Origin of the sequence: Algoriphagus winogradskyi, from assembly GCF_900182815.1 — a bacterium.
GTDB lineage: Bacteria > Bacteroidota > Bacteroidia > Cytophagales > Cyclobacteriaceae > Algoriphagus > Algoriphagus winogradskyi.
The window spans coordinates 173514-195571 of sequence record NZ_FXUA01000003.1 but is presented as its reverse complement, the minus strand read 5'-3'; the positions used below and the strand labels follow the sequence as shown (position 1 = coordinate 195571).

Genomic DNA, 22058 nt, shown 5'->3' with positions numbered 1-22058 from the left:
TCCATGAAAGATATATTTGAATTGGCTAAAGCCGGTGAAAAAACTCCGGCTGAGTTGGGCTACTATTTCCCAGCGGAATTTGCTCCTCATACGGCTACTTGGTTAAGTTGGCCGCATAAAGAAGGTTCTTGGCCAGGGAAACTTGATACTGTTTTTGCTCCGTATTCTGAGTTTATCAAATTCGTGGCTCTTGGCGAAATCGTCAATATCAACGTAGCGGATGAGGCTATGAAGGCTTTTGCTTTGGCACATTTGGAAAAAGCAGGAGTAAATTTGGCAAATATCCGGTTTCACTTTTTCCCAACAAATGATGCATGGTGTCGAGATCATGGGCCTGCATTTCTAATTAATCCGAAAGCAGATGTGAAGAAGGTTTTGGTGAAATGGGATTACAATGCCTGGGGAGAGAAATATCCTCCTCATGATCTAGACAACCAGATTCCGATCAAAATCGCTGCTGAATTGGGTATTCCTTGCTTCAAACCTGGAATGGTCATGGAAGGTGGTTCTGTAGAATTCAATGGAAAAGGGACGCTATTGACCTCAGAAGCCTGTCTTTTGAATGAAAACAGAAACCCTCATTTGAACCAAGCGCAGATCGAACGCTACCTTCAGGATTATTACGGTGTGAACCATATCCTTTGGGTTGGAGACGGGATCATTGGTGACGATACAGATGGACATATAGATGACATCACCCGCTTTGTCAATGAGGATACCGTGCTGACTGTGGTGGAAGAAAATAGGGCAGATGAAAATCACCAGCTGCTCCAGGAGAATTTGGAGAGACTGCACAAGATGCGTCTGGAAAACGGTAAGCAATTGAACGTGGTTGAGCTTCCAATGCCAAGTCCGGTGATTTGGGATGATCAGAGACTTCCTGCTTCCTATGCCAATTTCTACATTGCTAATCATGCTGTGGTCGTTCCGACTTTCAGAGATAAAAAGGATCAGCAAGCGCTGGATATTATTTCAGACTGTTTTCCAGATCGAAAAGTAGTAGGCGTAGATTCTACAGATATCATCTGGGGATTGGGTAGTTTTCACTGCCTGAGTCAGCAGGAACCGAGTGTGTAGTTGCTATTTTTAAAGTCAGAAGTCTAAAGTTAGAAGTTTGAAATTTTCAGAATTCTGACTTTAGCCTTCAGATTATCTTTATTGCCCACTAATCACCCTTCCATCTTCCATTTCAATAATCCGGTCTGTTCCAGCAGCGAATTCAGGGTCATGAGTCACGATAAGAATCGTTTGGTTGAATTCGGTGGTTAATTCTTTGAAAATATTGAATACGATATCTGCATTTTTTTTGTCCAGATTCCCGGTTGGTTCGTCACCCATGATCAATAGTGGATCATTGATTAGCGCTCTGGCAATCGCTACGCGTTGTTTTTGGCCTCCCGAAAGCTGGTTTGCTTTTTTTAATGCATGATCCTGCATGTCAAAGATTTTCAGCTTTTCCATTGCCCGATGCTCCAATTCCTCTCTAGAGAATTTCCCAAGCTTTAAACCCGGAATCAGCACATTTTCTAATACTGAAAATTCATTGAGTAAATAATGAAACTGAAAGACGAAGCCTATTTTTTCATTTCGAAGCCTGGAAAGGTAACTCGAGGCTTTTCCAGTTGTGATTTGTTCATCTATCAGCAGCTCTCCTTTGTAATCCGTATCCATGGTTGATAGAATGTAAAGCAAAGTGGATTTTCCGCAACCACTTTTCCCGACTACTGATACGAATTCTCCACGATTAATCCTGAAACTGACATTTCTCAATACCTGAGTTTCGATGGGATTGTAGAAAAACTTATCAATGTTTTTCGCTTCCAGAACAGATTGATTTGTCTTTGTCATTTCCCTCTGATTATATCTACTGGATCTACAGAACTAGCTTTTCTCGCTGGGAAAAATCCCGCCAAGTATGTGGTCACTAAACTGAAAATACCGCCGATCATATAGTACTTTACACTGAAATCAACTGGGAAAGTCTTTACAGTTGGGAGCGCTTCAGTTTCAAATGGAATTTGCTCAATGCCTAAACAAGCTAAATACCCAAACAAGAGTCCGATTCCTCCTCCAAAAACTCCAATAGAAACGGCGATCGTAATGAAAATGCGCTTTACATCCGAGCTGTTGAAACCGATTGCTTTCAGAATGGCAATCGTGTCTAATTTCTCATAGATCATCATATTCAGGATATTGTAAATCCCGAAACCTGAGACCACCAATAGCGTAATACCGACGGCATAGCTGATTAAAGTCCGGATGCTCGAACCAGTTTCAAATTGCGCATTGACAGTCTGAATATCATCTGCTTCAATTGCAAAAATGTCTCTGTATTCATCTGCAAAGGCAGGTGCCTGATTGAAATCAAAGAGTTTTACTTGAATATCTGTTAGGTAAGAACTTGGCTCTCCCATCATTTTTTGAACAGTATTGATGGAGGCGAAGCTATTAGCATTGTCAAAATCTGCTAATCCCGATTGATAATACCCAACTACTTTGAGCTGCGCTTTATTTCCTTTTGCTGTTGTCACTTGGATCACATCTCCAATATCTGCCAACATCCGATCGGCGGCACCCTTACCCAAAATAATGCTGTTATTTTGGAGTAAATCAGCCGGATTACCTACCGTGACATAATCTTGGAATGCAAATAATTCCGTTTCCATTTCGGGGTCTATTCCGTTTACGATTCCTGTCAAATCGATACTTCCTACATTGTAAAAGACTTGGGAAGCTATTTTAGCACTTACTCCTTTTACTCGTGGATCCTTATTTAGCGTGTTTAAAATTGGCTCTGAATTATAAATCGATAACCTCGAATTACTTGGCTTGATAGATCTGATGACGTTGATTCCTGAACCAAACTCAGGAGAAAGGTCTATAGGTTGGTTCGGGTTTGGCTTAATCTGATTGTAGAATCTGATATGTGGAGTCCGATTGAGTACTAACCCATCTAATAGCGTGTTTAGCCCATTCATAAAGCCTAGTAATGCTACAAACATCGTAATGCTAAAAGTTACTCCTATAGCTGCTACCAATGTTTGCTTTACCCGCGCAAACATTAATGCTCTAGCTATTTCGATAATAAGCGACCATTTCATAGGCCAGGCTTGATGATTCTTGTTTCAGAAGTAATTCCCTCAAGAATTTCTGCAAATTGATAGTTTCTTATTCCAACTTTTACTGCAAGTGTATCCTCATTTTCACTGATCAACAATGAATCCGCTATAAGGTAGGTCCTTGGTATAACCAATGCTTTCTCTCGAACTTTCGTAATGATGTTAGCTTCCAAACTCAGGTTTGGGTAGAGTTGAGGAGGAGCTTTGGTGAAGGCAGCCTCAACTTTAAAGCTTTTGGTTTGAGTATCCATGATCGGATAGATTTTGCTCACTTCAGCCTCAAATGTCTGGCCTTTGTAGCTATCCATCGACACAGAAACGATCTGGCCAAGTTTGACTTTGGAGATATCATACTCATCTACCTGTAATTCAAGAATAAAGTCATTGGCACTTCCCAAGACAGCAAGTGCTACTTGTGGTGTAACCATTTCACCTTTTTCTTTCAAAATGGAGTAAACTTTGCCATTGATTTTACTTTTCAGCACATAATCACTTTCCAGGACTTTACTGATTGCAAGATTCTTGGAAGCGCTGCTGGAGTTGAATTGGATTTCTCTTTTCAAATCATTGTATCGGATTACAGATGATTCATAGGCAGTTTTTGAATTTTCCCAATTGAGACGTCTTTGCTCAAATTCAACTTCAGTTCCAATGTTTTGATCATGGAGATTTTTCTGGCGAACGTAAAGTAAGGAGTCGTTCTGCATCTTGCTTTTAGCCAGATCGATGGTGAGTTGGAGATCTTTTAGTTTGGATTGGTTTTCTTGAAGTCCCGCGTAGGCTTTTGCTATTTCCGCATTTTCTCTACTCAGTTTTTCCCGTTCGCTAAAGACAGCCAATAGAGGAGTGCCAATGGAAACTGAATCTCCTTCTTCCACAAAAATCTCTTGAATTGGACCGCTGGCATTAGTGAATGCATCGTATTGATCCACTGCTTTGATATTGCCAGATGCATAGACAGATTCAGTTATCCCAGTTATTTCGGGTTGAATAGGCTCTCGGGAATCTGACCCACAACTCAAAAAAATAACACTTAGAGGTAATACACTAAAAAGAGAGAGGCAATTTGGGTTCTTAATCTGAAGTATTTTCATAAGTATTCTTTGAATAAAAGAATGGAAATGATTCATAATTTAAAGACAATTAGCAGATAAGACCAGTTATTTTGAGCAAAGAAGCATTTTACTTCGTAATTATCTTAAATAGAATTTCTATTAAACCAGCTTTAAATTTCTACTTCCAAATTCTACATGATTAAAGCCCTTTATTACAGCTTTTCAATTTGCGTTTTTAGCTTCCTTTTGAGTTCCTGCGCTTTTCAGACTTTGCACAGAACGAAAGATGTCAATTTCATTTCTAGCGGGAACCAAGCGGGTCTAACCCAAAAGTCTCTAGATATTTACGCTCCTAAAAAAGCTGAAAACCTCCCCGTATTGTTGTTTTTCTATGGTGGAAGTTGGAAGTCGGGGAAGAAGGAGATGTATAACTTTCTTGGGAATAGATTAGCTAGAAGGGATGTGATCGTTGTGATTGCTGATTATCCTTTGTCCCCTGATTATCAGGTTCCAGCTATGCAAGCATCGGCTTTGGCAGCTGTGAATTGGACGAAAGATAATATTGAAAGCTTTGGAGGAGATTCAGACCGGATTTTCGTTTCTGGACATTCTGCAGGAGGGCATCTTGCATCCTTGATTGCAGTGAAAGAAGATGAATTGAAACCTTCAGAGAATGGAAAGGAGTTGGCGGGTTCTATTTTGATCGATGCTGCCGGATTAGATATGTATGGTTACTTGGAGGAAACGAGTGAAGGAGAAGGTAAGAAGTATCTGAATGCATTTACCGATGACCCTGCAGTCTGGAAGAAATATTCTTCGATGTACTTTTTGAAAGAGAATTTAGCACCTATGCTGATTTTGGAAGGAGAGCGGACATATCCTAGTATTCAGGCAGGTCGAGAGAGATTTATGAAGCGTGTTGAAGAAAAAGGAATTGATGATGTGACTGTGAAAATCTATCCTAAGAAAAAGCATATTCCCATGATTACACAGTTTCTATGGACTGGTGGCAGAGTCTATAAAGATGTTTTGGGATTTATTGAGGAGAATTGATTTTTGAATTCTTACTTCACCAGACTATCAATCAATTCCTCAGGAGTGATTACAGGGAGGTAAGGCTTAGAGAGCTTGAGGAAATCTTTGTCTGAGGTGACAATGGCATCCATATGGTGATTAAGACAAATGAAATAATGGATGGAATCTTCTATATCTGTGTGGGTGGATTGAATTGCAGAAAGAATTGAATTTTGATCTCCTTTAAGCAGTGTAAACTTGTCACAAATCACACCTATTATTTCTTTGCAAACGGGAAGATCTTTAGCCTGCTTGAGGTAATAAGCACAAGTTTGGATTACTGAGATGGTTACATGACCTTGTATTTGGTTATTGTCCAGTTTTTCAAAAATTGAATTGATCAATTCTTGCTTTGGACTTCTCTCCAAGAAAAAATCAAAGAGTATATTGACATCAAAGAAGATCTTCAAAGCCGTATTTTTTAGCTCGTTCCTTATAAATCTCTTCTTTCCAATCGTAACCTTCTGGGTAATCTACTTTCGATTTTGGTAAAGATTTCATGTATTCCACCAAGCTCATTCCGTTTTTCAATTTTGGCTTTGGTTTGATTAGCGCTTCGAAATGCTCTTCCACAAGACTTGAAATACTCGTCTTATTTTGATCCGCGTAAGCCTTGATCTTATCCAGCAGGTTTTCTTCTATAGTGATGTTAAGTCTCTTCTTCATGTGGGCAGAAATATTTTAAAGGTCACATGGAATCTCGCATACTAGATAATCATCCAACCGTATGACGATTTTGTTATGCTCGATTTCATAATTTATGCGCATGATCCTGTGAATATACGCATGAACATATAAAAACGTTTTTAACTTGTTGATAAAGAGTGTGTAATATTCTCCGGAAATCTTCCAATCTTCCAATCTTCCAATTTTTCAATCTTCCAATCCGCCACGACGGACAAGTTCTTCCAATTAATTAATCTAAGAAGGATCCACATCCACCACGAATCTCACCGAGCGAAACTCAGGTCTTGATTTGAGCTCTTCTGTGATTTTCCACAGATTTTCTTTGAAGATCACACCTGTATTGCTGCTTCGATCCAATTTGATCAAACTTTCAAACTGATACTGATTCTTTATTCTGGCGATGATGCCTTTCTCGGGACCCAGCACAATTTTCTTAATAGGAATTTCAGCCATGCCGTGATGAAGATTCAACGCGGCTTTTTCCGCCACTTTGTAATCTGTGTGACGAGTCGTGATTTTCACCAGTTTTACAAATGGCGGGTAATAGAACTTCTTCCGGTCATGAATTTCCTGATTGAAAAACTCAAAATAGTCACCTTTAATCACCTGAGCATAAATCTGTGTTTCAGGATCTCTTGTTTGAACGATTACTTGGCCTTGAGCTTCTCTTCGCCCTGCTCTACCTGCCACTTGTGTGATTTGCTGATAGGCTCTTTCTCCAGCGCGGAAATCAGGGAAGTTTAAAATCCGATCGCCATCCCAAATCCCAACAACTGTCACTCTTCCAAAGTCTAGCCCTTTTGTGATCATCTGTGTACCCACGAGAATATCCAGATTTCCAGACCCAAATTCGTCTAATAAGCGCTGATAACCATGTTTGTTTCGGGTTGTGTCCAGATCCATTCTGCCAATTCTAGCTTCAGGAAAAAGTAAACCCAAAGATTCTTCTATTCGCTCCGTTCCCATGCCCATCGTGGTGAGTTGCGTACTTCCGCAGGCAGGGCAGGAGCTAGGCGTTTTTTCTTTGTATCCACAGTAATGACAGCGGAGTTCTTCCGAGAACTGATGATATGTGAGACTGACATCGCACTGTACGCATTGTCCAGTCCAGCCGCAATCCTCGCATTGAACATAGGGTGAATAGCCTCTACGATTTTGGAAGATTAAGACTTGCTCTTGTTTTGCCAGGGCATCTTGAATTCGCTCACGCAAAATGCGAGTCGTATCCAGTTTGAGGAGATTTTTTCTTTTATCAGCTGCCATATCAGCCAAATGGAATTGAGGCATGCTGGCATCTCCAAAGCGATGGGTCAATTCCACGTAACCAAATTTACCCTGACTAGCATTGAAATAGGATTCGAATGAGGGCGTAGCCGATCCTAAAAGCGTCCTTGCCTGATGGAAATAGGCAAGCATAATTGCAGAATCCCTTGCCTGAAAGCGTGGCGCAGGATCAAATTGCTTATAGCTTGACTCATGCTCTTCATCGACGATGATTAGTCCTAAGCTATCAAATGGCAAGAAAATAGAAGATCTCACACCAACCACGAAAGAGAACCTTCCGCTTAATACGCCATTCCAAACTTCCACCCGCTCATTGTCAGAATACTTGGAGTGGTAGACACCCATTTGGCTTCCAAATACTTTTTTAAGCCGAGTTACAATCTGGGTGGTTAGTGCGATTTCTGGCAAAAGCAGTAAAACCTGAGAGCCAGAATCCAGTACCTCCCGGATCATCTGAATGTAAATTTCAGTTTTGCCACTTCCTGTTACTCCATGAAGCAGGACGGATTGCTTACTTTCAAATTGATGCTTGATTTCTTCGAAAGCTGCTTGCTGACTGGTAGAAAGTACGGCTGGTTCGGATTCAGGTTCTTCTTCGGCAAGCCTGTTTACTACGACTTTGAAGGACTCGAATATTCCGTTTTTAATCAGTGTTTTCAGCGAACTCTCAGAATCACCTTCCTCTAATAAGGTAGCTTTATCAAGCCCTGTTGAATTTGCTTTTGGTCTTTGAAGGACGGGGACATCTCGTAGGTATTTCAAAAGGATTGATTCCTGTTTTGCCTTGCCAGCTAAGGCTTCAAAAACTTCCTGTAACGCGTTTTTGCTAGCTAATAATTCCGGCATCAATCGAATCCTCGTCTCCACCTTTGGAGTATATTTCTCCTGCACTTTCTCAAAAATCAGAATGGCTTCTTTCTTGACAAGGCTCTTCAGAATAGGGTGGATACTTTTGATGGAAAGCACCTTTTCGCAGTCATCATAAGAAAGCTCAGGTTTGGAGTCTAAAGCGTCCAGGATCATAATTTCCCGATCATCAAGCGGGTATTTGCTCGTTTCCCGATCGTAGTTAGGGTTGAGCTGTACCTTACTTTCGCTACTCAATCTTAATCCTGAAGGCAATGCGGCATGCATCACTTCCCCAATATGACAGAAGTAATATTCTGCCATCCATACCCAAAACCGGATTTGAAGCGGATTTACGCTAGGCGTATCGTCCAGAACTTCGAGAATTGGTTTGGCCTGATAAGCTTGTGGGGGCTTATTGTGGACTTTTCCAATGATTCCCGTGAGGACTTTTTTCTTTCCAAACTGTACAATGACGCGAGCCCCTAGATTGATCTCTGGCTGCATGGAATGCGGAATGCTGTAAGTAAACATCCTCGGTATCGGAACGGGCAGGATGATGTCTGCGAAATTATTTCCGCTTCCTGATGGATATAAATCTTGATCTGAAAAAAGGCTTTCCAAGGATTAAGCTAAATAGGGGAGTTGTGAAATCGCTTCCTCATACGTGCTCACTGGTTTGCGGCAGGTATGATCAAAGCACACATAAATTAAGGCATTTCCTGACGAATCAGGAGTTTTGTCAGCAAGAATAGCGGCATTTTGTGTCAAACTATCTGAAAAAGCTAAAATCATATTTGACGAATAGTTTTGCTGAAATTCCTTAACCTTCTCGGATGCTCCCTTTCCGATAATAGCGATTTCGGCAGTTGGGACAAGCTTTTCCAAAAATAAACTTGCCCAATTACAGAGAAATCCAGGTTCTTTCAGAATAAGTTCTTTCATGCCACCGAGCATTTTTGAAGCGATTTCAGAGTATTTCTCTTCGTAGGTAAAAAGAGAAAGTCGATGAAAATTCCTCGCCATGATCGAGTTGGAAGCCGGAATGACATTATCGAAAAGCTCTTTTTTATTAGCGATCAGTTTCTCTGCTTTGGGGTTGTTGAAGAAGAAAAAACCATCGCTTTCATCGTAAAACTCTGCCATGCAAAAATCTGAGAGAGATCTTGCCAAATCCAGCCATCTAGCATCTCCATTTGCTTCAAATGCCATCATAGATGCTCTGATCACTGCTGCATAATCTTCCAAAAATCCAGGAGTGTAAGCCTTACCATTTTTGTAAGCTCGATGTAAAACTCCATCAATCAGTAGTTTTTCCTGAAGAAATTCCAAGTTGCGGATAGCCAAATCCAGCATACTTTTTTCTCCAGTTGCATAATAGGATTGAATTAATCCTGCGCTCATCAGACCATTCCATCCGCTTAGGATTTTATCGTCTTTTCCTGGGAAAATCCGTCGGTTTCGTACTTCTAGAAGATGGGATTTTATATGCTTGAGCTTGGATTTGAAATCAGATGCACTCATTCCAAACTCTTTCGCTAGCGCAGCTTCTTCTTCTGTTTGGAAGAGAATATTCACTCCTTCTTCCCAGTTTCCACCTGGTTTGAGATTATATAATTTGCTAAACCAAGGTAATTCCTCTGGAATCAGTTCCTTCAACTCCTCGTAAGTCCAAACATAGAATTTACCTTCCACACCTTCAGAATCTGCATCCTGTGCCGCATGAAATCCACCTTCTTTAGTTAGCATTTCTGCTTCTAGCCAACCTACAGTTTCAGTAACCTTCTCTTTGAAAAACTCGTCTTCGCTCACTTGATATGCTTTTGCGTACAATTCTAGCAGTTGCCCATTGTCGTATAACATCTTTTCGAAGTGCGGGGCAAACCATTCTCCATCCACAGAATAGCGGGCAAATCCACCTCTCAATTGATCGTAAATCCCGCCCATTCCGATCTTTTTCAGAGTGAAAAAGACTTTTTCGAGCATAGCTTCATTCTTGCACAGCACTGCATAATCTAGAATGAAATGCCAGATTGCTGGCATAGGGAATTTAGGAACGCGATTCATACCTCCCCATTCTGAATCAAATTGAGCGATTATCTTGGTAGCAATTTCTGCGAGTTCATCCGGGTCCAATTCCTGATTTCCGGCAGAAATCCCGTATTTATCAGTTTCCCTTCTATTGAGACTGGTGCCAAATCCTTCGGCACTTTCAGCCAATTGATCTTCATGCTTTTCAAAGGCATTGGCGATGTTTGACAAAAGTCCTTTCCACTGCTGATTTGGGAAGTAGGTACCCCCATAAAAAGGTTTTTGATTTGGCATCAAAAAAACATTCAGAGGCCAACCTCCTTGCAATCCCATCGCCTGAACCGCATCCATATAAATATTATCGATGTCAGGTCGCTCTTCCCGGTCGATTTTGATGCAGACAAAATGAGCATTCATGATCTCAGCGGTAGCCTCATCTTCGAAACTTTCCCGCTCCATCACATGACACCAGTGGCATGCCGAATAGCCAATTGAAACCAAGATAGGTTTGTTTTCACTTTTCGCTTTTTCTAATGCTTCAGCCCCCCAAGGCATCCAATCGACAGGGTTATGTGCATGTTGGAGTAGGTAGGGAGATTGGGAATGAATTAGGCGATTGGACATAGTTAATTGGAAAATTGAAATATTTTAAAATTGAAAAATTAAAAGATAATGGGTTGGAAAGTGGGAGGGTTGTAAGGTTTTTTTGAATGGAAATGACTGTAGGATATGTATAACACTAAGGATAATCTCGTAAATCGTATAGCGTACTTCGTAAATCTAACTAGTTAATATTCGTGTTTTAACTGAAGAGATCTCCTTAGAAAAATCAAATTCCTCATTCATTCGTTCCAGCTTTCTTAGAAGATTCTGTAGGAACTTTTGATGGGCCTCACTTTTTGGATTGAGTGGGCGATGGGAAAGTTCCAGGTGGATTTTTCGAATTTCCTCTGCTTTAGCCTTAGTTTCTGCTGTGAAATGTGTGGATTTCCACTTTTCCCAGATATAATTTTCTGCTTCCTCACTCGGATGAATCAAGTCAGACTTATAAAAGCGATAGTCTCGCAATTCATCTATAATTATTTCGTAAGCAGGGAAGTAAGTGATGTTATTGTATCTTTTTTCTAACTCATAGCATAACACCCTTAGGAGGCTCTTGCTGAGTTGGTTTTCAGGTAGCCCATCTTTGATGTGTCGGACTGGACTGACAGTTAAGATGATTTTAAGGTTCGGATATGCTCTGGAAATGTTTCCAAAAATGTGATCGAAATGAGAAGTCATCTCATTCAAAGACACGAGTTTCTTTCTAAAATGCTTCTGCGGAATTTTGTGGCAGTTGGCTACTCTTCCGAATTCTGCTGTCTCGTAAATCCAAGATGTACCAAAAGTCAGGATTAGATGAGTTCCTGTTTCCAGATACTCTTTCACTTGCGCTAGTTTTAGGGTATATTTTTGCTCCAAATCTTCCTTAGAAAAACCATGGAGATCTGAGTGTGTGCCAAAATAGAAAAATACCCCATCACGTTCGATCACTCCATTTTCTTCCATTTTATCCTGAAACATGGCATGATCCAGCAGATCACCCAGAATCATCGGGTGGAAGATCGTCCCGAAAGGATTGATCAGACAATCCATTTTAGCATCAATCATCTTCTGCCCAATCGTCTGCGCAAAGCAGGAACCCATACTTAGGATTTTGCTCTGATGGGAAATAGGAAATTGTGATTCAGGAATAGTGAATTCGGTGGACCATTGCATACCCGAAATTAAGCATTGTGACTCGATTCCCTAACTGAAAGAAATATGCGTTTCCAATTAATTTTGGATACTTTCTAAAAATTTTTCAGCAATTCTGTGATTTTTATCTAAGAACCAAGACTAATGGAGTAAATGAAATCAAATGAGTAAAGAGGAAGAGTTCGTCAATCTTATCCATGAAAATCAAGGACTGATCTATAAGATCGCCACGATCTATGCGAAGGAAAAAGCCGAACAGGATGATTTGTATCAAGAGATTGTTTACCAGACGTGGAAGTCTTTTGACCATTTCAAAAAAGCTTCGAAGCCTAGTACTTGGTTGTACAGAGTGGGCATGAACACGGCTATTACTCATTTGAATAAGTCCAAAAAACAGTTGAATACCCTGCCTTTTGACCAGGTAACCATTCAATTTTCTGAGTCAAATGATTCTGAGCGAGAAGAGAAAATCCAGCTACTTTATACCCAGATCAGAAAATTGAATCTGCTGGATAGGGGAATCATTTTTCTCTTTTTGGAAGAAAAAACCTACGAGGAAATCGCTGAGATCTCCGGAATCTCAGTGAGCAACGTAGGTACAAGAATGTCTAGAATCAGGCAAAAACTAAAATCAGAAATGAATCCTAAATCTACTACCGATGGAACTCGATGAAATGAAGTCACTTTGGGCTGACCTCAGCCTGCAGGTGGAAAAACAAGATAAAATCCAAAAAGAACTTCTTATGGAAATCACCAAGCAAAAATTCAGAAGTAAGCTTAACAGTGTCAGAATCCCCGAAATAATAGGATCTTTGGTCTGTGTGGGCTATGCGATGTACTTTCTTTCTCGATTTGGAGAGTTTGAATTGTGGTACAATCAAATATTTGCACTCGTCTGTATCTTTCTTATGATCGCACTACCAACAGCTAGTTTGACAGCAATAAAAGGAATGAGGGATTTGAAAATTGATACTGAAACTCCGGCTGGGATAATGGACAAGTTTGTCAAAAGCAAGGTTAGGTTTTGGAAGGTTCAGCGCTATGGGATGATTTTTGGTGTCATCTTAATGATTGCCATATTGCCGCCACTTGTGGAGTTGAATGGGGCTGATGAGATAATTCAGAAACCATGGTTTTGGGGATTATATGTTCCAGGAGGTTTAATATTTATGTTTTTATTCACACGCTTCGTTTATAAAAAGTATAAAGGGACAATTTCAGCTTCTGAAAAAATGCTTCGTGACATCGATTGATTAAAAACAAAAGGAGCTGTGTTGAGCAGCTCCTTTTTAGTAATTATTTCACTTCTTTTTCTTCTTTTTTCAGTTCTTCCCAAAGTCGTTTCACTTGCAAATCGCCGTATCCATAAATAGGATATTTGATGTGGAAAGCGCGAAAGATTTTACCGAAATCATCTGTTTCCAGTTGTGCTGAGATTTCTTTCAGAGCCTCTTTTGGCTTGCCCAAATATTCTCCATGCGGAAGGGATTCTTTCCAAGCTACTACTGCGGGATACAGAAATGGTAGCTCTGGGCTCACTTGTTTGGAAAGGGTAAGAGCTTCAGAAACGTCCGGTCTTTGGTACAGATCCCACATATCACGCAGGATATGTCTTTCGTTTTTGGTGAGCAATTTGGCATTTCGGTAGGCTTGTTCCAATTGCAGTTGATTCATGCCTCCAAAACCCTCAATGAGGTCGGTAGTTGGCGACACCAGGTAAACGTCGCCTGTGTGATTTTTCAGTAAAAACATGGAAAACCACAAGTTGACCTGACAAAAAAGATCATTTTCAAACCAGAGATAAACCTTGGTATCTGCAGTAGCAGTCATGATTTTTTCAAACTCAGGAACCACTTTTGTAAAATAATCCTCTTCGGAAGCCCCTGTATAATTCGATTTTAGAAATTTCTCTCGAATCAGCCAGAGCCCTTCTATTGAATTTGCTTTTACAGGGCCATCTATGAGAGCTTCCCTGGCAACTGCGATTTTACCAGGGATACTTGCCGGAAAAACTTCAGCTAAGGCGTCACCATTTAAAACGTGTAGCATGATTTTATTTTTGGTTATTGTGATAGACTAAATTTATGGAAGTACGGATCATTTCCCGAAAAATTTCTTCATCAACGTCAGACATTTTGTTGATATAAAGACATCCTTTTGATTTTTTATGTTTACCTAGTTTTGAAAGAAAAGGTTCCAAAATCGTCCATTCAAGCATGATGTAAATGGCAATTGACTGTTTTCTTGGTGAATAGCCTACTGGAAACCAGTCCATTACTTTACCAGAAGAATACTGGTAACTATAGCTGCCAAAACCTACAATACTTGGTCCCCACATGACGGCATCTTTACCGGTTTCCTCTTTGAAGATTTGCAGGAGTTTAAATCCATCGTCATTTCGGGTAGGATGTTCTATGGCGTTGAGAAAGTCTTCCACCGAAGCATTTGTGGGTTGGGTTTTTAGTTCTGACATACTTGATAAAAGTGTATTTCTTTTTTGTTGGGTAGAGAATTTATGATAATAGCTTTTTTGGCAGTTGAATTTCTAGATATAAGGTGTTGTTTTCCAGTTTTTTCAATAAAAATGTGATTTAAACTGTTTTTTAGCCTCTTATCGTAATCCTGTTATGGCTTTGGTTTGTTTATGGTACTTTTCACTAACCAAAATATAACAATATGAAAATAAGAGCTACTAAAATCTTTGCTTTAGTTATTTTCCTCGGATTCCAAGGGGTAGAACTGTTTGGGCAGAGCACATATCAAACTCCTCCCAAAGCAATAGCTGACTTGGTCAATGCGCCAAGTACGCCTTCAGTAAGATGGAGCAAAAATGGGGAATGGATGCTGCTCATGGAGCGTTCAGATAATCCAAGTATAGAGACGCTTTCTCAACCAGAATTAAAAATAGCTGGAATGAGAATTAATCCTGCTACATCTGGCCCAAGCCGCCAAATAGGTGTAGAGAATATCAAAATTAAGAAAACTCAATCAGGAGAGGAGATTCAGATTACAGGATTGCCTTCCATGCCAAATATGGGCGGAATGAGCTTTTCTCATGACGAAAAGTACATGAGCTTCATTCAGACTGATGCTGATGGTATAAGTTTATGGCTTGTCGATATGAATACCTTTTCTGCGAAAAAGCTTACTGATAAAATCATCAATGATGTCTATGGAAATCCAGTTGCTTGGACTCCAGATAATAAATTGCTAGTAAAAGCAGTAAATCCAACCCGAGGAGAGATTCCAAAGAGACCTGCAGCCCCAGCGGGTCCGATTATTCAGGAGACTACCGGCGATGCAGCTCCGAGCAGAACTTATCAGGATTTGTTGGAGAATTCTTATGATGAAGCGCTTTTTGCCTATTTCATGGATTCTCAGTTGATGAAGATTGACTTGGAAGGGAATAAAACACCTATTGGTCCGTCTGGAATGATCAAATCAATGGATCTTTCTCCAGATGGAAACTATATTATGGTTGATTTGATTAAGAAGCCATTTTCATATTTGGTGCCAGCGAGTAGATTTCCATATGATGTGGAAATTTGGTCTATAGATGGTAAGAAAGTGAAAGCTTTGGCCCAGATTCCTTTGGATGAAAATAGACCGACTGGTTTTGATGCTACAGTTACAGGTCCAAGAAATATCAATTGGAGAGCGGATAAGCCTGCCATGCTGTATTGGGTGGAAGCCCAGGACGGTGGGGATGCACGGGTAGAGGTAGAAGTGCGTGAGATTATTTACACGTTGGCTGCACCATTTGCTGGTGCAAAACAAAAACTGGCAACTACCCCTTATAGATTCGGAGGTATAATTTGGTCCGATGATTCTTTTGCTATTATGGGTGAGCGCTGGTCAAGAACTAGAATGGACAAGCGATCAATCATTAATCCTTCAGATCCTTCCCAGCCAAAGCAGGTGATCATAGAGCGATCATCGGATGATTTATACAATGATCCGGGTGATCCAGTAATGGTGGAAAATGAATTTGGGGAAAATGTAATGCTTCGCAAAGGTGACTTAGTTTATATGACAAGCCCAGGAGGATCGCCAGAAGGAGATATGCCTTATTTATCAACTTTCAATACCAAAACAAAAGAGGAGAAGATTCTTTGGAGATCACAGGCTCCATTTTATGAAAGAGTCGCCAAGGTGTTAAATGATGATGCTACAGAATTTATTACTATTAAGGAGAGCACTGATATTCAACCTAATTATTGGTTAGTCAATACCAAAAAGCGAATAGCTCCGCGTCAACTGACCAACTTTGACAACCCTTATGAATCAATCAAGGGAATACAAAAACAGCTGGTCACTTATAAAAGAAATGATGGGTTGAATCTTTCTGCTGTGATTTATACCCCTGAGGGTTTTGAGCCAGGGAAAGATGCTCCCTTGCCAGTATTAATGTGGGCTTATCCAAGGGAATACAAATCCAAAGAAGTAGCAGCTCAAGTAAGAGGTTCGCAGTATTCCTTTACGAGGGTTAGTTCTGGATCACCTCTTTTCTGGGTGACTCGAGGCTATGCGATCATGGATAGAACCGAAATGCCAATCGTAGGTGAAGGGGATAAAGAGCCTAACGATTATTTTATTGATCAGCTTGTTGCTAATGCGGAAGCGGCCATAGATGAAATCGTGGACTTGGGGATAGGTGACAGAGATAGAATTGCAGTCGGTGGCCACTCTTATGGGGCATTTATGACTGCAAATTTGCTTTCACATACCAATTTATTTGCGGCGGGAATTGCTAGAAGTGGCGCATACAACAGGACATTGACGCCATTTGGGTTTCAGTATGAGCAAAGAACGTATTGGGAAGCCCCAGAGGTGTATTTCAATATGTCTCCTTTCTCCTTTGCACATAAAGTAGAAACTCCGATACTGCTTCTTCATGGTCAGGCAGACAATAATTCAGGAACCTTTCCTATACAATCTGAGCGATATTACAATGCACTAAAAGGTCATGGTGCCACTGCACGACTTGTATTTCTACCAAATGAGAGTCATGGATACGCAGCTAAGGAATCCATTAACCATATGCTGTGGGAAATGGATAACTGGCTTGAAAAGTATGTTAAAGAAAAAAATGTAGTAGAAAGAACCAAGTAATTTTCTTTTCAATAAATACTCAAAAACCCTTCCTGAAGACTGATTCAGGGAGGGTTTTGCAATTGGTGGGAGATGGTTTTAGGCAAATTGAATCTGATTTTTATTCATTTTGCACTGTGTTTTAAGTTGCTTTTTTACTTAAACGGCTTGCAAATTTTAAATAGATGAGGTTATTTTTACCCGATAATTTAAAAAAAAGTGTTTTATTTTCAATGTCATGCTTGAATAAAAGAAAGAATGCATTTAAAAAATGTCAAAATTGAAAAATTCAGTTTTCGTCATATTTTGAAAAACGAATAGAATTCTTACGATTTACCCAAAATGATTTTTTCATCTAACGATTTGAGAGTTTAGTTTCAGTTTAGTAATAGTTTAAAATTTAGCAGCCAATGGAGGCTGTGTTTGTGTTAACCTTTAATTAAAATTTATGAAGAAAACATTACTTAGTTTACTCTTGGGGTTACTAGTGAGTGTTTCAGCTTTTGCGCAAAGCAGAACTGTAACAGGGAAGCTAGTTTCAGCCGAAGATCCAGATGGACTCATTGGAGTCAGTGTTTTGGTAAAAGGTACTACAATAGGAGCAGTATCAGATCTTGATGGTACCTACTCTATCGAAGTACCACAAGGCTCGACCACTTTAGTGTTTAGTTACATTGGGTATCGTGCTCATGAAGAATTAATAGGAAACAGATCCGTGATCAATGTCACAATGGAATCGGATGTTCAGAATCTTGACGAAGTAATAATTGTCGCCTATGGTACGGCTGATAAGGGCAACTTTACTGGTTCTGCTGTTTCTTTAAAAGGCGACCAGATCGCTAATCGCCCGATTAACAATGTTGCGAATGCAATAGAAGGGCAATCTCCTGGTGTTATTACTACATCTGCTTCAGGTCAGCCGGGATCAACTCCAGCGATAAGAATTAGGGGAATAGGGTCAGTAAACGCATCTAGTTCTCCTCTTTATGTGGTGGATGGAGTGCCTTATGATGCCGCTATATCCAATTTGAATCCTGAGGATATCGAAGATATGACTATCCTTAAAGATGCATCTTCTACTGCATTGTATGGTTCCAGAGCTGCAAATGGTGTGATTATGATCACTACTAAAAAAGGTAAAAAAGATAAATCTAACTTCACTTTCAGAGTTCAGCAAGGTACAGCTAGTAGAGCGCTTCCTGAATACGATAGAGTGAGTGCTGAGCAATATTATCCTTTAGTTTGGGAATCCTTGAGAAATAGTCGACTTACAGGCGGCAGCGACCTTGCAGCAGCGAATACCTATGCTTCTGAAAACTTAATCGATGTATTGGGATACAATGTTTACAATGTGCCAGATGACCAGATTGTAGGTGTTGATGGTACTTTGAATTCCTCAGCTGTAAACAATTTCCAAAGCCTTGATTGGTTTGATGATATTGTGAGTAGAGGCGGAAGATCTGAATACAATATGACTTATAGTGGGGGGACAGGTAAAACTGACTACTTCGCTTCTGTAGGTTATCTGGATGAAAAAGGTTTTATCATCAATTCAGATTTCCAAAGATTTACAGGTCGATTGAATATAAATACTCAAGCCACAGATTGGTTCAAGACTGGTGTTAACCTTTCTGCTACAATGAGTGAAGGGAATAATGCAAGAACAGGTGGAAGTACGAGTTATGTGAACCCTATGTTTTTCGCAAGAAGCATGGGTCCTATCTATCCTGTGTATGCACAAACTCCAATGACGGGCGGTTATATTTTAGATGAATTTGGTGAAAGAGTATTTGATACAGGTGATTTAATCGGAATGGGCCTTCCAAGAAGAGGTACTGGTGGGTCTCCAGGACGACATGCGTATCAGGAAGCACTACTAAATGTAGATCAAATTGACAGAGATGTGATTTCCGCCCGTGCTTTTGCAGAAATTACTTTTCTAAAACATTTTGCTTTGAGAACAAACATCGCAACTGACGTTACATCTTTATTAGATATTGGGTATGATAACCCTATTGTGGGTGATGGAGCTCCAGCAGGTCGTACTAATCGTGCCAATAACCGTACAAACTCCTATACATTCAACCAGTTGTTGACTTACACAAATACTTTCAAAGAAAAGCATTTTGTAGAAGTATTAGTGGGCCATGAGAATTACGATTATAAATTCAATTATCAATATCTCGCTAAGCAGGATCAAATCCTGGCAGGTAATATTGAGCCGGGGAACTTCGTCACAATTAGCTCCGCAAATGGTAGAGTAGATAGAGATAGAATTGAATCTGTATTCTCAAGAGTAAATTATGTTTTTGATGATAAGTATTCAATCTCTGGATCATATAGAACAGATGGATCATCTAGGTTCTATGAAGACGTAAGATGGGGTACTTTCTATTCTGCAGGCGCAGCTTGGAGTATAGACAAAGAATCTTTCTTCGATGTACCTTTCTTCGACATGTTGAAGCTTAGAGCATCCTATGGTGAAGTTGGAAACAATTCGATCGGTGGTTTGTATCCATGGCAGGCACTTTATGACCTAGGTTATAATAATGCATCAGAGCCAGGTATTCTACAGGCAAGTCTTGCAGCTGAAGATTTGGAGTGGGAGTCTAATAACACCTATGATATAGGGCTGGATTTTGCCTTTGCGCGTAGATTCTCAGGTACTTTAGAATATTATAGCAGAGAGTCTCAGAATTTGTTGTTTGACGTGCCGCTTTCATTGACTACAGGACTTTCAAGTAGGTCTCAAAACATTGGTACCCTCGCAAATACAGGTATAGAATTTAGTATCCAAGGAGATATTATTAGAAATAATGATTTCAAATGGACTGCAAGTCTAAACGTTTCAACTTTTAAAAATGAGTTTAAGAAACTTCCTTTCGAAGAGCAGATTACAGGAACCAAGAAGTTAATGGTAGGTAAATCTATTTATGACTACTGGCTAAGAGAATGGATGGGTGTAGATTCAGAAACTGGAGAAGGCCTATACAGAGCAGAGGATTATGCAGAGGATGATGCTACTACAAGAATAGTTGGTCAGGATACAGTCACTACTCGCCAAAACAATGCTAGATTCCACTACGCTGGGACTTCAATTCCTGATTTCTTCGGTGGAGTTACCAACACCTTCACTTATAAAGGATTCTCATTAAATGTATTGGTTTCTTATTCTGTAGGAGGTCAAATTTATGACGGAGTGTATGCAAGTTTGATGACCGCAGATCCTGATGGAAATGCACTACATGTTGATGCACTTAACAGATGGCAAAACCCAGGGGACATCACCGATGTACCTAAAATGGATGTTACTGGAGCAGCACAAACCAATGCCGGTTCTGATCGTTGGTTAATTGATGGGTCCTACCTCAACTTGAGATCAGTAAATCTTAGCTATAGTTTACCAAGGTCCCTATTGCAAAGAATTAGCGTAGCAGGAGCAAGTGTTTATGTGGCTGGCGAAAATTTAGGCTGGATGTCTAAAAGAAGTGGAATGTACGTGTCCGGTAACTTTGCAGGTACTACTTCCAATACTTACACTCCGGCAAGAACGTTTACGGTTGGTCTTAATGTCAACCTTTAATCTGATATAATTATGAAGAAGATATTTAAATCAATAGTTGTAGTTGCCTTGCTAATGAACTTTAGCTGTGCTGATGATTATTTGGATACAGTTCCTACAGATGCAGTATCAGCATCCTCGGTATTTACCTCTACTCAAAATGCCATGGCGGCGTTGAATGGAATTCACAGAATGCTGCTATTAAGGTTTGATAGCCAGGGTCAGGCTGCTGAAGGAGCAGTAATGATTATGCGAGATGTATTGGCGGATGATTTAGTAATGACCACTACTGGAAACGGCTGGTATGTGTCAATCTGTAGATGGCAAAATCTAAACTTGGAAACTAGTGGAGATACGCGTTTTGTATGGAGATACTATTACAAGATTATTGGTAATGCCAATATGATTTTGCAAGGTATCGATGAGGCAGTAGGTCCTCAGTCTGAGAAGGATGAAATTACTGGTCAAGCTTTAGCTTATAGAGCTTGGGCGCACTTCAACCTGGTTCAGTTATATGCTGAACGCTATGATGCTGCTGGAAATAATACCCAAATGGGAGTTCCAATAGTAACAGAGCCTATCACTGAAGGTTCTGCAAGAAATACAGTTGAAGAAGTGTACACTCAAATTAATGCGGATCTTAATGCAGCGATTGCACTTCTTGACGAAAGTAGAAATGCTAAATCACACCTCAATATCAATGTGGTAAAAGGTATCAAAGCTAGGGTAGCTGCTACTCAAGGTAAATTTGGAGAGGCAGCAGTTCTTGCTAAAGAAGCAAGAGCAGGATATTCATTAATGTCACAAAGTGCATTATATGAAGGGTTCAATAATACAGACAATGTAGAATGGATCTGGGGAAGTCGTCAGGTTGATGATCAACAGACGTTCTTCGCTTCTTACTTTGCTTATATGTCTTTGAATTTTAGCTCAACTAACATCAGAAATAATCCTAAGGCTATCAATAGCACGCTTTATGATATGATTCCTGATACAGATGCTAGAAAAGGTCTTTGGGATCCTAATGCTTCAGACCCAGATTTGAGAGATCCATTCATTGATGAGATGACACTTTCAAGTTTTTCTAAGAGAGATTATATGAACCGAAAGTTTCTTGCTCAGGGTAATGCTTCCTCTGTAGGGGATGTACCTTACATGAGAGCTGCAGAAATGATTTTGCTTGAAGCTGAGTCTTTGGCTAGAACTGGTAATGATTCACAAGCAGCAGACGTTTTATTTGAACTAGTGTCTGCCAGAGATGATGCTTATACTAAGTCAACAAATACTGGTCAAGCTCTGATCGATGAAATTATGATCCAAAGAAGAATAGAACTTTGGGGGGAAGGTTTCAGGTTCTATGATTTGAAGCGATTAAATTTACCATTGGATAGAACTGGTGCAAACCATGTAGAATCTGTAATCAACGGAAAATTCGAAGAACCAGCAGGTTCAAATGCTTGGCAATGGGCTATCCCAATTGATGAGTTGAATGCAAATGATTTAATGGTTCAAAATCCTTTTTAAAGATTATCTATAGAATTAAAACCCGAGGAAACTTCCTCGGGTTTTTTT

Annotated in this window: 17 protein-coding genes; 7 read left to right on the top strand and 10 right to left on the bottom strand. The window is 40.0% G+C overall.

Going from position 1 to position 22058, the window contains the following annotated elements:
* Positions 1 to 3: 3 nt before the first annotated feature.
* Entirely contained in the window at positions 4 to 1077 is a 1074-nt protein-coding gene (locus QOL76_RS09390; RefSeq protein ID WP_283412699.1) for an agmatine deiminase family protein, read from the top strand.
* A 78-nt stretch (positions 1078 to 1155) separates the two neighbouring features.
* Here QOL76_RS09390 and QOL76_RS09385 read toward each other — a convergent pair whose 3' ends face one another.
* From QOL76_RS09385 to QOL76_RS09375, 3 genes are read right to left on the bottom strand one after another with little or no spacing between them, the layout of a single operon-like run.
* A complete protein-coding gene (locus tag QOL76_RS09385; protein WP_283412698.1) occupies positions 1156 to 1848 on the bottom strand; it encodes an ABC transporter ATP-binding protein in 693 nt (230 codons plus the stop codon).
* Positions 1845 to 3101: an ABC transporter permease gene (locus QOL76_RS09380; RefSeq protein WP_283412697.1), complete on the bottom strand. Its 1257-nt coding sequence runs from the start codon at positions 3099 to 3101 to the stop codon at positions 1845 to 1847. The genes QOL76_RS09385 and QOL76_RS09380 overlap by 4 nt, the downstream gene beginning before the upstream one ends.
* The gene (locus tag QOL76_RS09375; protein ID WP_283412696.1) at positions 3098 to 4213 is read right to left on the bottom strand and encodes an efflux RND transporter periplasmic adaptor subunit; all 1116 of its coding nucleotides are present in this window, start codon (positions 4211 to 4213) and stop codon (positions 3098 to 3100) included. Before QOL76_RS09375 ends, QOL76_RS09380 begins: the two co-directional genes overlap by 4 nt.
* Positions 4214 to 4369: 156 nt before the next feature.
* Between QOL76_RS09375 and QOL76_RS09370 the strand changes: the two genes are divergently transcribed.
* Positions 4370 to 5227 carry an alpha/beta hydrolase gene (locus QOL76_RS09370; RefSeq protein ID WP_283412695.1) on the top strand — a complete coding sequence of 286 codons (858 nt, stop codon included), beginning with the start codon at positions 4370 to 4372 and terminating at the stop codon, positions 5225 to 5227.
* A gap of 11 nt (positions 5228 to 5238) precedes the next feature.
* Here QOL76_RS09370 and QOL76_RS09365 read toward each other — a convergent pair whose 3' ends face one another.
* From QOL76_RS09365 to QOL76_RS09345, 5 genes are all read right to left on the bottom strand, one after another.
* A complete protein-coding gene (locus QOL76_RS09365; RefSeq protein WP_283412694.1) occupies positions 5239 to 5658 on the bottom strand; it encodes a type II toxin-antitoxin system VapC family toxin in 420 nt (139 codons plus the stop codon).
* Entirely contained in the window at positions 5642 to 5914 is a 273-nt protein-coding gene (locus tag QOL76_RS09360; RefSeq protein WP_283412693.1) for a DUF6364 family protein, read from the bottom strand. Before QOL76_RS09360 ends, QOL76_RS09365 begins: the two co-directional genes overlap by 17 nt.
* 255 nt (positions 5915 to 6169) lie before the next feature.
* Positions 6170 to 8689, bottom strand: coding sequence for a replication restart helicase PriA (gene priA, locus QOL76_RS09355; RefSeq protein WP_283412692.1), 2520 nt, complete (start codon positions 8687 to 8689; stop codon positions 6170 to 6172).
* A 3-nt stretch (positions 8690 to 8692) separates the two neighbouring features.
* Complete coding sequence (locus tag QOL76_RS09350; RefSeq protein WP_283412691.1) at positions 8693 to 10720, bottom strand: thioredoxin domain-containing protein; 2028 nt, start codon at positions 10718 to 10720, stop codon at positions 8693 to 8695.
* A gap of 156 nt (positions 10721 to 10876) precedes the next feature.
* A complete protein-coding gene (locus QOL76_RS09345; RefSeq protein ID WP_283412690.1) occupies positions 10877 to 11854 on the bottom strand; it encodes a GSCFA domain-containing protein in 978 nt (325 codons plus the stop codon).
* Positions 11855 to 11996: 142 nt separating this feature from the next.
* Between QOL76_RS09345 and QOL76_RS09340 the strand changes: the two genes are divergently transcribed.
* Positions 11997 to 12506, top strand: coding sequence for an RNA polymerase sigma factor (locus tag QOL76_RS09340; RefSeq protein ID WP_283412689.1), 510 nt, complete (start codon positions 11997 to 11999; stop codon positions 12504 to 12506).
* On the top strand, positions 12493 to 13086 hold the full coding sequence (locus QOL76_RS09335) for a hypothetical protein (RefSeq protein WP_283412688.1): 594 nt from the start codon (positions 12493 to 12495) through the stop codon (positions 13084 to 13086). The genes QOL76_RS09340 and QOL76_RS09335 overlap by 14 nt, the downstream gene beginning before the upstream one ends.
* Positions 13087 to 13129: 43 nt before the next feature.
* On the opposite strand, the gene QOL76_RS09330 is transcribed toward QOL76_RS09335, so the two are convergent.
* Entirely contained in the window at positions 13130 to 13882 is a 753-nt protein-coding gene (locus QOL76_RS09330; RefSeq protein WP_283412687.1) for a DUF1835 domain-containing protein, read from the bottom strand.
* A 4-nt stretch (positions 13883 to 13886) separates the two neighbouring features.
* Positions 13887 to 14306: a DUF1801 domain-containing protein gene (locus tag QOL76_RS09325; RefSeq protein WP_283412686.1), complete on the bottom strand. Its 420-nt coding sequence runs from the start codon at positions 14304 to 14306 to the stop codon at positions 13887 to 13889.
* Between the two features lie 203 nt (positions 14307 to 14509).
* Here QOL76_RS09325 and QOL76_RS09320 point away from each other — a divergent pair, with 203 nt between their 5' ends.
* The 3 genes from QOL76_RS09320 (at position 14510) to QOL76_RS09310 (ending at position 22010) form a co-directional block, all read left to right on the top strand.
* On the top strand, positions 14510 to 16945 hold the full coding sequence (locus QOL76_RS09320; RefSeq protein ID WP_283412685.1) for a S9 family peptidase: 2436 nt from the start codon (positions 14510 to 14512) through the stop codon (positions 16943 to 16945).
* A 427-nt stretch (positions 16946 to 17372) separates the two neighbouring features.
* Positions 17373 to 20507, top strand: a complete 3135-nt coding sequence (locus QOL76_RS09315; protein WP_283412684.1) for a SusC/RagA family TonB-linked outer membrane protein — start codon at positions 17373 to 17375, stop codon at positions 20505 to 20507.
* Positions 20508 to 20519: 12 nt separating this feature from the next.
* Complete coding sequence (locus QOL76_RS09310) at positions 20520 to 22010, top strand: RagB/SusD family nutrient uptake outer membrane protein (protein ID WP_283412683.1); 1491 nt, start codon at positions 20520 to 20522, stop codon at positions 22008 to 22010.
* The last annotated feature ends 48 nt before the right edge of the window (positions 22011 to 22058 follow it).

What these genes read in the sequence shown, in the direction of transcription:
- QOL76_RS09390 (WP_283412699.1), top strand. Translation starts at nt 4, where the DNA reads ATGAAAGATATATTTGAATTGGCTAAAGCCGGTGAAAAAACTCCGGCT.
- QOL76_RS09385 (WP_283412698.1), bottom strand. Translation starts at nt 1,848, where the DNA reads ATGACAAAGACAAATCAATCTGTTCTGGAAGCGAAAAACATTGATAAG.
- QOL76_RS09380 (WP_283412697.1), bottom strand. Translation starts at nt 3,101, where the DNA reads ATGAAATGGTCGCTTATTATCGAAATAGCTAGAGCATTAATGTTTGCG.
- QOL76_RS09375 (WP_283412696.1), bottom strand. Translation starts at nt 4,213, where the DNA reads ATGAAAATACTTCAGATTAAGAACCCAAATTGCCTCTCTCTTTTTAGT.
- QOL76_RS09370 (WP_283412695.1), top strand. Translation starts at nt 4,370, where the DNA reads ATGATTAAAGCCCTTTATTACAGCTTTTCAATTTGCGTTTTTAGCTTC.
- QOL76_RS09360 (WP_283412693.1), bottom strand. Translation starts at nt 5,914, where the DNA reads ATGAAGAAGAGACTTAACATCACTATAGAAGAAAACCTGCTGGATAAG.
- QOL76_RS09350 (WP_283412691.1), bottom strand. Translation starts at nt 10,720, where the DNA reads ATGTCCAATCGCCTAATTCATTCCCAATCTCCCTACCTACTCCAACAT.
- QOL76_RS09345 (WP_283412690.1), bottom strand. Translation starts at nt 11,854, where the DNA reads ATGCAATGGTCCACCGAATTCACTATTCCTGAATCACAATTTCCTATT.
- QOL76_RS09340 (WP_283412689.1), top strand. Translation starts at nt 11,997, where the DNA reads ATGAGTAAAGAGGAAGAGTTCGTCAATCTTATCCATGAAAATCAAGGA.
- QOL76_RS09335 (WP_283412688.1), top strand. Translation starts at nt 12,493, where the DNA reads ATGGAACTCGATGAAATGAAGTCACTTTGGGCTGACCTCAGCCTGCAG.
- QOL76_RS09330 (WP_283412687.1), bottom strand. Translation starts at nt 13,882, where the DNA reads ATGCTACACGTTTTAAATGGTGACGCCTTAGCTGAAGTTTTTCCGGCA.
- QOL76_RS09325 (WP_283412686.1), bottom strand. Translation starts at nt 14,306, where the DNA reads ATGTCAGAACTAAAAACCCAACCCACAAATGCTTCGGTGGAAGACTTT.
- QOL76_RS09320 (WP_283412685.1), top strand. Translation starts at nt 14,510, where the DNA reads ATGAAAATAAGAGCTACTAAAATCTTTGCTTTAGTTATTTTCCTCGGA.
- QOL76_RS09315 (WP_283412684.1), top strand. Translation starts at nt 17,373, where the DNA reads ATGAAGAAAACATTACTTAGTTTACTCTTGGGGTTACTAGTGAGTGTT.
- QOL76_RS09310 (WP_283412683.1), top strand. Translation starts at nt 20,520, where the DNA reads ATGAAGAAGATATTTAAATCAATAGTTGTAGTTGCCTTGCTAATGAAC.